Source organism: Saprospiraceae bacterium (assembly GCA_016713025.1).
In the GTDB taxonomy this organism is placed as follows: domain Bacteria; phylum Bacteroidota; class Bacteroidia; order Chitinophagales; family Saprospiraceae; genus OLB9.
Window position 1 is genome coordinate 414,260 of record JADJPZ010000002.1, and the last position, 12,915, is coordinate 427,174.

Genomic DNA, 12,915 nt, shown 5'->3' on the forward strand with positions numbered 1-12,915 from the left:
TTAAGAGTTGTCGAATAGTATCGGCAGCTCTTTTTTGATTCAAAGCATTGAGGTAGCATCGAAAAGAACAATTCTACTGCTTTCCTTTTATCCTTGTCAGTCCTGATTTTGCCTTGGCATGGAGGCTCGAAGTATAGCCGGCAGGGTCCAGATTGGTGCATTTTTCAAAATACTGGCGGGCTTTGGTATATTTTTTTTGTTGCTCGCATATCAAACCTGCCTGAAGGGATGAACTACAGGCATAGTACTTGCCCGGATCACTTTTGATGATGGTCAGATCATAATATTCAAGAGCGTCATGATAGTTTTTCAGCGCATCCATGACTCTGGCTAATCTGTAGTAATACTCACCGTCATGTATAGCATTTACAAATTTATTGCTATTGATAATTAGTAGATTCTGAGCTTTAGTGAAGTAGCCTCCGTCAAATAATAGTCTGGATTTCAGTAGTATATCGGTAGGAATCTGACTGGATTTGGCCTCTCTCAATGCCTGAATGTCTTCATCTATTAATGTTTCCCCAAATGCAGTTACATTTTTCATGTACTTTTTGTAGGCAATTTTATCTTGGTGTATAGCAAGACTACTCCATCCCATCTTTTGCCATGCTTCTTTGATATAATGTTTTCCTTTAAAGTTTTCCAAAAACCTAAGTATATATTTGTCAGCATCTCTATCAAGTCTATACAACTTATATTTGCCATACATAAAATCAAGGTAGTAAAACGGAAGGTACTCCAGGCCTTTGGGTCGTTCCTGAAGTATTTTTATGGCTTCATCATTTCTTCCGATCTTCTGAGCCATGGTGGCTTTGAGAAATGCGATCAGGGGATTGGTTTTGTGATCCATGTCATAGGTATCAAAAAGATGGTATGCTTCCTCTTTTTTATTGTTGGCGTAGAATAGTATATAGCTATAAAGAGCCACTATTTCTTCTTTAAATATACTGTTTTCTGCATGAGCTTTGGCAGCCAGAATTCTGATTTCTTTTGTCCCGGTTTCGATAGAACCATGGATTCCCATTATTTTTTTTACCCATCCTGGCACACTTTCAGATAGGGCGTGTACGATACTCAGGCTCTTATTGTTTTCGGCAAATGAAGGAAATTGTTCCCGGTTTTTTTTTAATAGATTGTATGCTTCGTACACGTCTGCCGCTGCATTGATTTTTTCTCCGAATTTTATTTTTAAAGTAGCCCACTGTAAGATTATCTCTGCCTGACAAAATAAATAATAAGGAGAATTGCTATCCGCTGCCTTAATTCTGTTAAGACGAATACTGCGATTTTTTAGTAATTGATTATATTTTTGCTGGTCTTCCTGTATAAAGAGAGTATAAAAATCAATATAGTTTTCGACATAATCAGCCATAGCGTTATTGGGATCATTCTTTTTAATTGTGGCTAATTTCTGTTGACCGGATTGTATCTTCAGAGTATTAATATCCCTGAATGCGTCTTTGAGTGATTGTGTCATCTCAAATCTGCCGCTTGCGGCGATATGCTGCATCGTCAGATTGAAAATGATAAAGAGTATAAGATTTCTGATGACAAGGTAAAAATCAGCCTTAAAGGGTTCAGGTGAAAATCGATTTTTACTAATGTTCATTAGGTAGGTATTAAAATAAAATAGTCAAAAACGTATTTTGGTACACATTTTTGACTATTTTTAAGCTGAAAAGAATTTTAAACTTCCTGAGGAGCTAGAATACTTTCATCTATGAGTACTCTTCCACAATGCTCGCAAGCTATGATCTTTTTCATGACACCGATCTCGATTTGCAATTGTGGTGGTATTCTATTGAAACAACCTCCGCACGCACCTCTTGCAACTGTTGCTACAGCCAATCCATTTCTATAGGTTTTACGGATTTTATCATAAGATGCCAGAAGTCTTGGTTCGATGTCTTTACGTGCCTTGTCAGATTCTTTTTGAAGTTTCACTTCTTCTTTCTCTGTTTTTTCGATGATTTTCTGAAGTTCCAGTTTTTTATTTTCCAGATCCTTGTTTCTTTGGTTGAGCTTGGTATCAAGGCTTGATAAAGCTTCATCTTTGCTTTCTTTAGCAGTTACCGCTTCTCTGATTTTTTTCTGAGATAATTGGATTTCCAGTCTTTGAAGTTCTATCTCTTTATTAAGTGCGTCAAACTCTCTGTTGTTTTTGACATTGTCGAGTTGTTTTTCGTACTTTTGGATCAGTGCTTCAGATTCTTTGATATTGGTATTGTGTCTGAGGATTTCAGCATCGATTTCCGATATTGAGTTTTGCATCTTGGTCAATCTGGTTTTCAAACCCGTAATTTCATCTTCCAGGTCTCCGACTTCAATGGGTAACTCGCCTTTCAAAATACCTATTTCATCCATTTTGGAATCTATGAGTTGAAGGGAATGAAGGGCTCTTAATTTGTCTCCTATACTTTGTTCTTTAGTAGCTGCCATAAGAAATTATTGAAAATATTTTATTGGGTTAGTGATTACTTTTGTACAATGGGGTGCAAAGGTACTAAAATTATTAATTATTAGGTTATAAAGTAGTTCTATTGTATATTTTTCGCTCTCAAAATGTCCGATATCTGCTATGATTATCTCTTTTTCGGCATCAAAATACTCGTGATATTTAAAATCTGCAGTAATAAATATGTCAGCCTGTTGGTTTTTGGCATCAGCTAAGAGAAAGCTTCCTGATCCACCGCATACTGCTACTTTGTGAATTTGAGACTTACATAAATCCGTATGTTTGATGACGTGCAGTTCCATTTTATCTTTCAGAAAACTCAAAAAAGACCTTATTTCCATCGGTTTATGTAACAACCCGATCATCCCTGCTCCAACAGGAAAACCATTGAATAAAGTATCCACTTTCGGTGCTAAGAGTGTTGTGTTTACTAAATCAAGTTTTTCGGCAATTTTAGTATTTACACCTGAAATGAACACATTGTCAAGATTGGTATGAATAGCAAAAATGGAAATATCATTTTTAATAGCTTTTATGACCACTCTTTCGATATAACTATATCCATTGAGTTTCTTAAGTCCCCGGAAAATGATCGGGTGATGGGCTATAACCAGATTGCAGCCCAATTCAATGGCTTCATCTATGACTTCTTCAATAGCATCAAGGCAGATCAGAACACCTTTGATTTGTTCGTTTTCATTACCTACTATAAGACCTGCGTTGTCGTAAGATTCCTGAAACTTCAGAGGTGCAGTAAGATGCAGGAAGTCAGTAAGTTCTTTGATTTTCATGATGATGATTATGGTTTTCTGTAAAATGCTAATGATAGTCTGTCATAATATTCCGGCAATTCCATTTTATACTTTTTGGGAAATGTAAAAAAAATCGTCACATGTACTGTTTGCAACGGAAGGTTTTCAAACCCTGCTTGTCGACATATTGATGCCTTATCCCAGCCGGTAATACTTTCCAAATCTTCCCAGGTATGTTCCGAAAATACAGGGAATTCAGCTTTTTTATTTACGTAAATTGCTGCATCTGCATAAGCATGATAAGCTATGTTATAATAAAGGTCAGGTTTGATAACGGCATTGACGAGTTGTTCCATGGATAGTATGATGACTCCGTCTTCTGTGTCTGTCTCCACATTGTGCAAAAAAGGATATCTTGGGCTTGGAAATGGATGTTTGTACAAAAATACCCTGTCGACATCACCAATAAGATAATCTTCCATACCAAGAGTCATATTAACACCATGTGCTGCCACCATACACTTGATATCTTCCGGTACCTCACGCATCTCCTTGCCTGCTGATTGAAATAGTCTTCCATTGAGATATAAACCCAACCTATATTCAAATCTGTGACGAAGATCGTCATCCATTGTTTTGTAGGGCTGAAAATGCCTGGACAACCACTCTTTTAATTTCGGATCAAAGGGTACGGGATATTTGGTCAGCCACCAATGATCAATGACACCATGAAATGTGTAAAGTGCCACCAAAAGTGCGACCGGTATAACAATATATACTGATAAATGATTGCCTGAACTCCAGCCGTAATACAGCATAACGGCAAAGATTAAAATGAATGGAAGTGATAGTACTTTGGTAATCGAATGTATTGTCACGCTGATGTTTTAATCTTGAGTAGTTTCAACGCAAAAAGTACAATTAAAAGTATAAAGGCAAGCCTTAAAATGATTTCATTTATTTAGGATCAAAACGACTTCTCTGACCATTCATTGTCAATTTTGTTTCAAATTGCACCTTCCAGACGAGCTATTTCATAAAGTATAAGTTAGAGTATGTTATTATGAGTAAGATTATATTTGTTTTACTTAGTTTGTTCCGGAAAGTTTAAACATACTTTTAGTAGATAGTAAACTTATAATTTACAGAATGGTTGTAGATATAAACACGCCATGTTCAAAATCAAAAACAATGCTCAAAAGTATATTAAAAACCTTGCAGGAAACCACAGATGTAATAGTAGAAAAGGCGACTGAACTCAATGATGTTGCTAAAGAAAAAATTCATGACGCCAAAGAACTTACAAAAGATAAAGTACTTTCACTCATTGAAGAATGGATTGTCATATTGCCAAATCTGACTCGTTCCGGATTTCACATTTCTTCATTTGGGGTAAATATGTCTTTAAATCCGTGCTTGATGGTGGAAATGATGGGAAAAACTTCAGATTTTGATGAAGAAAAACTTCAAATATTGATGGAGGAATTTAAAAATGAAAAGTCTGTAAGGTTGCTTTTGAATGCTATTAAATCAACCATTTTGATGCACAAAAAAGCAGGATTACCTATAAATGATGAATTGATAGTAAAACTTGATGTAAAACTCTCTCCCGAGATAAAAGTCTATATCGGAAAACCAATTACATTATGAAATTAATTGTCAAAGAATTATGGATCTATCCGGTCAAAAGCATGGGTGGTATCAGTATGTCTGAAGCAAAGGCATTAAGAGCAGGCTTTGAATATGATAGACGATGGATGCTCCTCGACCATGAAAATAAGTTCATCACACAAAGGCAAGTACCTGAACTGGCACTCTTTAAGACCAGTATCAGTGATGGGCAACTGACACTGACCTACAACAATCATTCATATCATATCAGAGTAGATGAACATACCTCTGAAAATATAAACACCAATGTATGGGAGGATGACGCATCGACGATGAGAGTTAGTCCTTTGGTTGATGAATGGCTAGGAGATGCACTAAAAATGAAAGTCAGATTGGTGAAGATATGTAATGAACAATCGAGAATCCACCACAATAAAAATCACGATATCCATCTTCCGGTAAGCCTTGCTGATGGTTATCCTTATCTTGTGGCAGGGACAGCAAGCCTTGACTTGCTAAATAATAAACTTGATGCACCTATACAAATGAGTCGTTTCAGACCAAATATTGTAGTTGTAACCACGGAAGCGCATGAAGAAGATATATGGAAAGAGTGTAAGACCGGAACTGCAGAATTTCTGAATATGAAACCTTGTGGCAGATGTACGATGATCACTATCGACCAAAATACAGCACAAATCAATAATGAGCCTCTCAAAATTTTAAACCAATACAGAAAATCTCTAAATAGTGTACTTTTTGGTACTAACATGATGTGTACCAAAGATGGTTTAGTCACTGTTGGGGATGAGATGATGATACATGGAACATCTCGCGGGTAGTTACTGACTAACAGAAATTGAAAAGTCAAATACGAAAATAGATAACCTTATAATATTCAAATGTTTTCCAACCTTTCCCATGCCTAATCCGCAGACTGGCCTAAAGAAAAAACTCCTTCATTACCAATTTTTGTCCTGACGGTCTGGGATTTGAAGACATCCAACGTGGTAAAAAGCAAAACTGTGACCAATTTATTTAACACAAAATTAAACTTTGAGTCCACTCCGAAAAGTATTTAATAATTGATTCACAAATATAGTATAAAAAAGAACATATGTTTTAAATTTGTGATATCAAAATAACTTTAATCCGGATGCTAAAAAAATCATCAAAGCACCTACAGTTGGATATGTTTTCAAGCCCTGTTTCATTATTTAGTGGCAAGGTACAAACAGTGTATGAAAATCCTGATGCCTGGCATAATCTATTTCGCAAAGAAGTGATTATGCGCATAGACGAGGAGTTGTTCAGTCCTTTATATAGTGATAGTCAAGGCAGACCAAATGCATCCATACGAGTAATGATAGGGATGATGATATTGAAGGAAGCAGATGGTTTGAGTGATGAGAAGATATTTGAAAACTGTAGATTCAACTTGTTATATCGAAGTGCATTAGGGTTATTAAATTTAAGCGACACCATACCTACAGAATCCACTTACTATCTATTTCGGCACAATGTAGCAGCTTATGACAAGGAAAACGGAAAAAATCTATTTGCAGAAGTATTTGCCCAGACGACAAAAGGATCAATGTATTGAATTTGGAGTAAGCGGCAAGAAAATAAGAATGGACAGTAAGTTATTGGGAAGTAATATAGCATGGTTGAGCCGTTACGAATTGATACATAAAACGTTAGAGCTTTATTACAAGGAAATAAAAGACAATGCTCACTTAGAAGCTACACTTAAAGAGAAGCTGGAAGACGCACTAAAAATGCAAGGAGACAAAGTAGTGTACACCCATACGAGCCAGGAAGTTAAGAGTAAATTAAAAGAGTTAGGTACCCTGATATCGAAAGTATTAGAGGCTAACCGAAGGCTCACAAACAGACAGTTACAAAACATTACAAAGAGTATTCACCGAACAGTACGAGATCACCGAAGATAAAATGATAGTAGCCAAAGAAAAAGAATCCATATCGGCGCAGTCTGTGCAATCGCCACACGATACCGACAGTACCTACCGTAGCAAAGGGAGGTAACGATGGACAAAAAAACAAGAAGTAAAAGGCTACAGTGTGAATGTAACGGAGACATGCGATGATGAAAATCTAAATTTAATTACGAATGTCAATGTTAAAGTAGTAAGTACTCCTGACACTGACTTCTAAAAGAAGATACCGAAAAAACACAGGAAATCATATCAGATAAGATAGAATCAGTGTATGCAGATGGTGCCTACCATAGTCCCGAAAATCAAAACTATTGTAAAGACAACGATATAGACTTAAACCTACAAGCAATACAAGGGCCAAAGGAAGATACGAGTTGGAAATGACGGAAGACCAAACATTGCAAGTAAAAGATACACAAACTGGTGAAGAAGTAGAAAGTATAAAAGTAATCAGTAAAGATGGTACTGAAAAATGGCGAATAAAGACAGGCGAATCATACAGATATATCACGCAAAAAGAAATAGATACCTACCAGATCAGGAAGAAAATAGAATCTACACCAAAAGAAGAAATACAGAGAAGAAACAATGTTGAAGCCACCATATTTCAGGTAAGTTATCACTACCCCAATGCAAAGAGTAGGTATAGGGGATTAAGCAAACATCAAATGTGGGCCAACATGAGATGTTTATGGGTGAACTTTGTCCGAATCGTAAATTTTGTGACAGAAAATGGCCAAAACTTGCCAAATATTGCCCTAAATTTCATCAAAACAATTGTGATGGTCTATACGAGGCGTCAGATTATAAAAACCTTATTTCAAGATGTCAATTTTTTATCCCGTCAGCCCAAGAGTACTATTTTATGCGATTTTTAAAAATAGAGCTTTTCGGAGCGGACTCAACTTTACAATTGAACTGCAATAGTTTTAAATTGTATTGTGATAGCATTACTATTAAATCGGTTAATTTTACTCTTATGAATTATACTTTGTTTCGTTTTTCTCCCAATATCAAAAAGGATACATATCTTAAGGACCCTTTTAGCAGTGAGCTCGGTCATAACATCATCAGAGAAAGTGTGAATATGATCGATGAAATTGGTTTTGAAGACTTTACTTTCAAAAAATTGGCTTTTCGAATCGAAACTACAGAAGCTACCATTTATCGATATTTTGAAAATAAGCAAAAGCTGCTTATGTATCTCACTTCCTGGTATTGGTGTTGGATAGAATATCACCTGGCATTAAAAAACACTAATATCCAATCGCCGGTTGAAAGACTTCAGAATGCAATCAGAGTAATAGCCCATTCTGAAAACTATGAAAACGAGCAACTTGACATGCAACGGCTTTTTAATATCATCTGTCTTGAATCATCAAAGTCTTATATGATCAAAAATGTAGATGATATGAATAAATCAGGATTGTATTTTAATTATAAAAAGATCGTGGGACATATCAGTGACATTTTACTTGAAATCAATCCGGAATACAGATACCCTCACATGCTGATTTCTACTATGATTGAAGGTGTCCACCATCAAAAATATTTTTCGATTCATCTTCCGTCACTTACTGACAAACGCGAAAATGAAGACTTTATTTATGATTTTTATACCCAAATGACCTTTTCAACAATATCTAAATGACACAGAATACGTTTACACCATTACAGCGATTTTTCAGAATGTTGGAGCCAAATGGTAAAGCCATCAGAAATCTCTATATATTCGCTATCATCAATGGACTGATTGCCCTGAGCCTTCCGCTGGGTATTCAGGCGATAATCAACCTGATACAAGGGGGAGAAATTTCTGCCTCCTGGATACTATTAGTAGCTATAGTGCTTTTAGGATATTTGTTTAGCGGGGTATTGCAAATTGTGCAATTGCGCATTACTGAGGATTTGCAAAAGGATATATTTATCAGGTCTGCGTTTGACTTTGCCTATCGTATCCCCAGGATAAAAATGGAAGTACTTGAAAAACATTATGCCCCGGAACTAATGAACCGTTTTTTTGATACCATCACTATACAAAAAGGGGTTGCTAAAATTTTGATGGAATTTACAGCAGCGGCTTTATCTATTTTATTCGGGTTGATCCTTTTGTCTTTTTACCATCCATTTTTTATACTCTTTAGTATTTTAGTTGTCCTGATTGTTTTTGTTTTGGGCAGATACATATTTCACAGAGGCCTTCGTTCCAGCATTACGGAATCCAAGTATAAATACAAGGTTGCCTTCTGGCTCGAAGAAGTAGCCCGTACCAATACAACGTTCAGACTTTCATGCGACGGTTCACTACCTGTTAAGAAAACGGATGAGCTGGTTTCGTCCTATATTGATGCCAGAGAAGTTCATTTTGGGGTTTTACTGCGACAATATTACGTCTTTTTGATTTTCAAACTTTTGATCGCAGCAGGATTTTTGCTTCTTGGAGGTATCCTGGTCTTCAACCAACAGATGAATATAGGACAGTTTGTTGCCGCTGAAATTATTGTGCTATTACTTATAAGCTCGGTCGAAAAACTTCTGCTCATCATGGAAAACATTTATGATCTCCTTACCTCTATAGAAAAGATTGGCCAGGTCATGGATATGGATCTGGAAAATTCAGATTCCGCATCCATTCAGGATGTAAACAAACCTGAAGGACTATCTGTAAATATCAATCAGCTTTACTTTAAGTATCCTGATGACAATGAATACAGTTTGAAAGGTCTTAATCTGAATATTGATGCCAATGAACGCGTTTGTATTACCGGTTCCAATGGTAGTGGCAAGGCGACTTTGCTTAAACTCATGACAGCATTTTTGAACCGCAAAGAGGAACAATTCTCTACGACAATATCCCTTTGAAAAATTTTAATGTTACAGAGCTTCGCGGCATCATTGCTGAGTGTATCACACAGGACAGAATTTTCGACGGAACTTTGTTGGAAAACCTGACTGTTGGAAAACAATTTAAACTTGAAAAAATCGGTGAAATCCTCGATCAGGTAGGACTGGCTTCGTTTGTCCAACAATTGCCTGAAGGGTATTCCACCAAAATTGGTCCACAGGGAAGAAGGTTGCCCGGAAGTATATCTCAAAAGGTCATATTGGCCAGAAACCTGCTTAAAAACCCAAGGCTTCTTATTATTGAAGATATTTTTAAAAATCTGGAAAGGAAAGAAAAACTTGATTTATTTAAAACCGTCCTGGATACTAACAAATCCAAAACTATTGTCATTGTATCCAAAGACCCTGATATCATGAAGCTTACTGACAAAGTAATTACCCTGGAACAAGGAGAAGTTTCAAAGGTGGTTTTAAACTCCAAAAAATAAAACATATGTTAAACCTATCCGATAAAAGCATCAACCATCTTATAAAAAAGGACCAGCACAAGTCTTTAAATAAAATCACGGATCTGTACCGCTATAGTCATGACAGATTGGTGAAAATTTTAATCGCCATGTTTTTTTTGGTTCTGCTATTAATGTTTATGCCCTGGACCCAAAACGTCAGGTCAAAAGGTCAGCTTATTGCACTGAATCCTGAGCAAAGGCCCCAAACCATTCAATCAGTCATAGCCGGTAGAATCGAAAAATGGTATGTCGCCGAGGGACAATATGTCAATAAAGGAGATACGATTCTGAAGATTTCTGAGGTTAAGGATGAGTATTTTGATCCTGAACTTTTGAACAATACTCAACTCCAGCTGGATGCGAAGGAATACTCTAAATTGTCTTATGAAGAAAAAGTGAAGGCCCTTGACAATCAAATCAGTGCGCTCAAATCATCATTGGATCTCAAAATACAGCAAGCCAAAAATAAAGTCAGACAGAATGAACTCAAAGTAACTTCAGACAGTATTGAGTATATGGCTTCAAAGGTCAATTTTAGCGTAGCCAATGAGCAGTATGAGCGATTCAAAACGCTTTTTGACGATGGTCTCAGATCTCTTACTGACCTGGAAAACAGGCAAGTGAAGATGCAGGAGGCACAGGCAAAGCTGATATCACAGGAAAACAAATACCTGACTTCAAAAAACGAATTGCTCAACAACCGTATAGAACTCAACAGTATTCAGGCAGATTATCGGGACAAGATAGCTAAAGCAAATTCTGATAAGTTCTCAGCCATTTCCGGAAAATTTGATACTGAAGCAGCCATCAATAAAATCCAAAATCAATATAACAGTTATGAAGTGCGTACATCACTTTATTACATTCTGGCACCTCAGGATGGATATGTTACTCAGGCCCGACAGACTGGATTGGGTGAAACCATCAAGGAAGGCGCTGAAATAGTAAGTATCATGCCATCAAAATATGATCTTGCTATTCAAATGTACATCAAGCCTCTTGATCTTCCGCTGTTTGAAAAAGGTCAGAAAGTCATGATTCAGTTTGACGGGTGGCCGGCGATCATCTTCTCCGGATGGCCGGGAGTGTCTTTTGGTACTTTTGAAGGAAAGGTATTGGCTATGGATAATTTTACTTCAGATAATCAACTTTACAGGGTTCTGGTCATCCCTTCTCCCGGTAGTCCAAACTGGCCTGAACAACTTAGGGTAGGCGCCGGAGTAAAGACGATTACTCTTCTTAAAAATGTTAGTGTGTGGTATGAAATATGGAGACAAATCAATGGATTTCCGCCGGATTATTACAAAGTAAATCCAACAATGATTCAAAAAGATGAGAAAAAATAGAAATCAGGAAGTGCACATGTAGTGGTTAACTATTGTTGCCTTTTTATTTTTAACTTTCAATACAAATAGCCAGGCGGTGGTATTGCATCCCGATACTTTTCTAACGGATGTGGTCAGATTTCACCCTTTGGCCAACAGGGCTAAATTAAGAAACGATATGGCTGCAGCAGAACTGTTAAAGTCCAAAGGATTGCTCGATCCTTCTTTAAACAGCAATGTTCAGCAAAAATATTTTGCAGATAAAAATTATTATAGCCTGATCAATGGAGAACTGAAGATTCCGACATTTTACGGTATCGACTTCAAAACAGGATATGATCTCAACAGGGGTGTGTTTTTAGGTCCTGAAAACAGTACTCCCGACAATGGTTTGATATATGCCGGCATTTCATTACCGTTAGGGCAGGGTCTTTTGATAGATGAAAGAAGGGCTGCTATTCTCAACGCGCGCACCGGGCTTGAGATCGGCAGACTGGAAGAAATGGATATCAAAAACGAGTTGCTATATAATGCATCATACCAATATTGGCAATGGTTCAGAGCATTCAATATCTTAAATATCCTTGAAGAAGCCAATTCAGTGGCATCACAAAGATACGATGCGGTTAAAAATTTTGCCATCAATGGAGACAGACCTGCTATTGATACAGTCGAGGCAGGTATTCAGGTCCAAAATATACGTGTTTCCCTTATTGCTTCGCAACTTGACTTCCAGCAGTCACAAAATACGCTGGCCACTTTTTTATGGAATGAAAACGGTGTACCTGAAAGTACCTTTGTCAATAATATGCCTCTCAATACCGATAGTGTCTTCAATAGTCTGGAAAATGATCTGGGCAACCTTATTAGCGGTTTAAATATCAATACACACCCTTATCTGGGTCAACTCAGAAATAAACTTATTCAGCTGGACATGGACCTGAAAATGAAAAAAGACAAACTCAAACCCAGATTAAATATTCAGTATAATCCCCTTTCAGAAGCCATAGGAAGTCGTACAATCACAGATTACAATATCAATAATTACAAATGGGGCCTTGAGTTCAAAATGCCACTATTTCTGCGCAAGGAAAGAGGAGATGTAAAAATGGCAGATCTCAAAATCAAAGATACAGAACTTGACTTGAAGCAAAAAACCATCGAGCTTGAAGCTAAATTAAGTAATTATATCGCTGAATGGAGTAACACCAGAAATCAGATGGAAAATTTTCAGATAGTTGTCAATCAATACAGACAAATGCTTGAAGCTGAACGGCGTCTTTTTGATCTCGGAGAGAGCAGTTTGTTTCTGATCAATACCAGAGAACAGGCATACATCCAGGCTAATATAAAACTTACTGAGCTCATAGCCAAAAACAGAGTAGCTTATTACAGTATTTGGTATTTTGCAGGCAGGATGGCGGAAATATTGCCCGATTAAAATTTAAAATCTTCTGAAGT

The 12,915-nt window shown here is 36.8% G+C and carries 14 protein-coding genes; 10 read left to right on the forward strand and 4 right to left on the reverse strand.

The features are described 5' to 3' along the window. Positions 1–73: 73 nt before the first annotated feature. The 4 genes from IPK35_01925 to IPK35_01940 form a co-directional block, all read right to left on the reverse strand. Positions 74–1,609 (reverse strand): tetratricopeptide repeat protein, encoded by a 1,536-nt coding sequence (locus IPK35_01925; GenBank protein ID MBK8052055.1) that lies wholly within the window; start codon positions 1,607–1,609, stop codon positions 74–76. Between the two features lie 77 nt (positions 1,610–1,686). Beyond that, positions 1,687–2,439, reverse strand: coding sequence for a hypothetical protein (locus IPK35_01930; GenBank protein ID MBK8052056.1), 753 nt, complete (start codon positions 2,437–2,439; stop codon positions 1,687–1,689). Positions 2,440–2,445: 6 nt separating this feature from the next. After that, positions 2,446–3,246 carry a Nif3-like dinuclear metal center hexameric protein gene (locus IPK35_01935; protein ID MBK8052057.1) on the reverse strand — a complete coding sequence of 267 codons (801 nt, stop codon included), beginning with the start codon at positions 3,244–3,246 and terminating at the stop codon, positions 2,446–2,448. Between the two features lie 8 nt (positions 3,247–3,254). Beyond that, the gene (locus tag IPK35_01940; GenBank protein ID MBK8052058.1) at positions 3,255–4,025 is read right to left on the reverse strand and encodes a hypothetical protein; all 771 of its coding nucleotides are present in this window, start codon (positions 4,023–4,025) and stop codon (positions 3,255–3,257) included. A gap of 373 nt (positions 4,026–4,398) precedes the next feature. On the opposite strand from IPK35_01940, the gene IPK35_01945 reads away from it, so the two are divergent. The 10 genes from IPK35_01945 to IPK35_01990 all read left to right on the forward strand — a co-directional run bounded on the left by IPK35_01945 (position 4,399) and on the right by IPK35_01990 (position 12,895). Then, positions 4,399–4,857: a hypothetical protein gene (locus IPK35_01945; protein MBK8052059.1), complete on the forward strand. Its 459-nt coding sequence runs from the start codon at positions 4,399–4,401 to the stop codon at positions 4,855–4,857. Then, positions 4,854–5,660 carry an MOSC domain-containing protein gene (locus IPK35_01950; protein MBK8052060.1) on the forward strand — a complete coding sequence of 269 codons (807 nt, stop codon included), beginning with the start codon at positions 4,854–4,856 and terminating at the stop codon, positions 5,658–5,660. The genes IPK35_01945 and IPK35_01950 overlap by 4 nt, the downstream gene beginning before the upstream one ends. A 314-nt stretch (positions 5,661–5,974) precedes the next feature. Continuing rightward, positions 5,975–6,421, forward strand: a complete 447-nt coding sequence (locus IPK35_01955; GenBank protein ID MBK8052061.1) for a transposase — start codon at positions 5,975–5,977, stop codon at positions 6,419–6,421. Positions 6,422–6,449: 28 nt separating this feature from the next. Further along, entirely contained in the window at positions 6,450–6,770 is a 321-nt protein-coding gene (locus tag IPK35_01960) for a hypothetical protein (GenBank protein MBK8052062.1), read from the forward strand. 386 nt (positions 6,771–7,156) lie between these two features. Beyond that, complete coding sequence (locus IPK35_01965; GenBank protein ID MBK8052063.1) at positions 7,157–7,654, forward strand: transposase; 498 nt, start codon at positions 7,157–7,159, stop codon at positions 7,652–7,654. Positions 7,655–7,755: 101 nt separating this feature from the next. After that, positions 7,756–8,427 (forward strand): helix-turn-helix transcriptional regulator, encoded by a 672-nt coding sequence (locus IPK35_01970; GenBank protein MBK8052064.1) that lies wholly within the window; start codon positions 7,756–7,758, stop codon positions 8,425–8,427. Then, a complete protein-coding gene (locus tag IPK35_01975) occupies positions 8,424–9,638 on the forward strand; it encodes an ATP-binding cassette domain-containing protein (protein ID MBK8052065.1) in 1,215 nt (404 codons plus the stop codon). The genes IPK35_01970 and IPK35_01975 overlap by 4 nt, the downstream gene beginning before the upstream one ends. Beyond that, positions 9,590–10,108 carry an ABC transporter ATP-binding protein gene (locus IPK35_01980; protein ID MBK8052066.1) on the forward strand — a complete coding sequence of 173 codons (519 nt, stop codon included), beginning with the start codon at positions 9,590–9,592 and terminating at the stop codon, positions 10,106–10,108. The genes IPK35_01975 and IPK35_01980 overlap by 49 nt, the downstream gene beginning before the upstream one ends. Positions 10,109–10,113: 5 nt before the next feature. Next, positions 10,114–11,475: an HlyD family efflux transporter periplasmic adaptor subunit gene (locus IPK35_01985; protein MBK8052067.1), complete on the forward strand. Its 1,362-nt coding sequence runs from the start codon at positions 10,114–10,116 to the stop codon at positions 11,473–11,475. A 76-nt stretch (positions 11,476–11,551) separates the two neighbouring features. After that, on the forward strand, positions 11,552–12,895 hold the full coding sequence (locus tag IPK35_01990) for a TolC family protein (protein MBK8052068.1): 1,344 nt from the start codon (positions 11,552–11,554) through the stop codon (positions 12,893–12,895). Positions 12,896–12,915: the final 20 nt, after the last annotated feature.

Excerpts from the sequence above, each read along its gene's own strand:
- IPK35_01925 (MBK8052055.1), bottom strand. The coding sequence starts at position 1,609 with ATGAACATTAGTAAAAATCGATTTTCACCTGAACCCTTTAAGGCTGAT.
- IPK35_01930 (MBK8052056.1), bottom strand. The coding sequence starts at position 2,439 with ATGGCAGCTACTAAAGAACAAAGTATAGGAGACAAATTAAGAGCCCTT.
- IPK35_01935 (MBK8052057.1), bottom strand. The coding sequence starts at position 3,246 with ATGAAAATCAAAGAACTTACTGACTTCCTGCATCTTACTGCACCTCTG.
- IPK35_01940 (MBK8052058.1), bottom strand. The coding sequence starts at position 4,025 with ATGCTGTATTACGGCTGGAGTTCAGGCAATCATTTATCAGTATATATT.
- IPK35_01945 (MBK8052059.1), top strand. The coding sequence starts at position 4,399 with ATGCTCAAAAGTATATTAAAAACCTTGCAGGAAACCACAGATGTAATA.
- IPK35_01950 (MBK8052060.1), top strand. The coding sequence starts at position 4,854 with ATGAAATTAATTGTCAAAGAATTATGGATCTATCCGGTCAAAAGCATG.
- IPK35_01955 (MBK8052061.1), top strand. The coding sequence starts at position 5,975 with ATGCTAAAAAAATCATCAAAGCACCTACAGTTGGATATGTTTTCAAGC.
- IPK35_01960 (MBK8052062.1), top strand. The coding sequence starts at position 6,450 with ATGGACAGTAAGTTATTGGGAAGTAATATAGCATGGTTGAGCCGTTAC.
- IPK35_01965 (MBK8052063.1), top strand. The coding sequence starts at position 7,157 with ATGACGGAAGACCAAACATTGCAAGTAAAAGATACACAAACTGGTGAA.
- IPK35_01970 (MBK8052064.1), top strand. The coding sequence starts at position 7,756 with ATGAATTATACTTTGTTTCGTTTTTCTCCCAATATCAAAAAGGATACA.
- IPK35_01975 (MBK8052065.1), top strand. The coding sequence starts at position 8,424 with ATGACACAGAATACGTTTACACCATTACAGCGATTTTTCAGAATGTTG.
- IPK35_01985 (MBK8052067.1), top strand. The coding sequence starts at position 10,114 with ATGTTAAACCTATCCGATAAAAGCATCAACCATCTTATAAAAAAGGAC.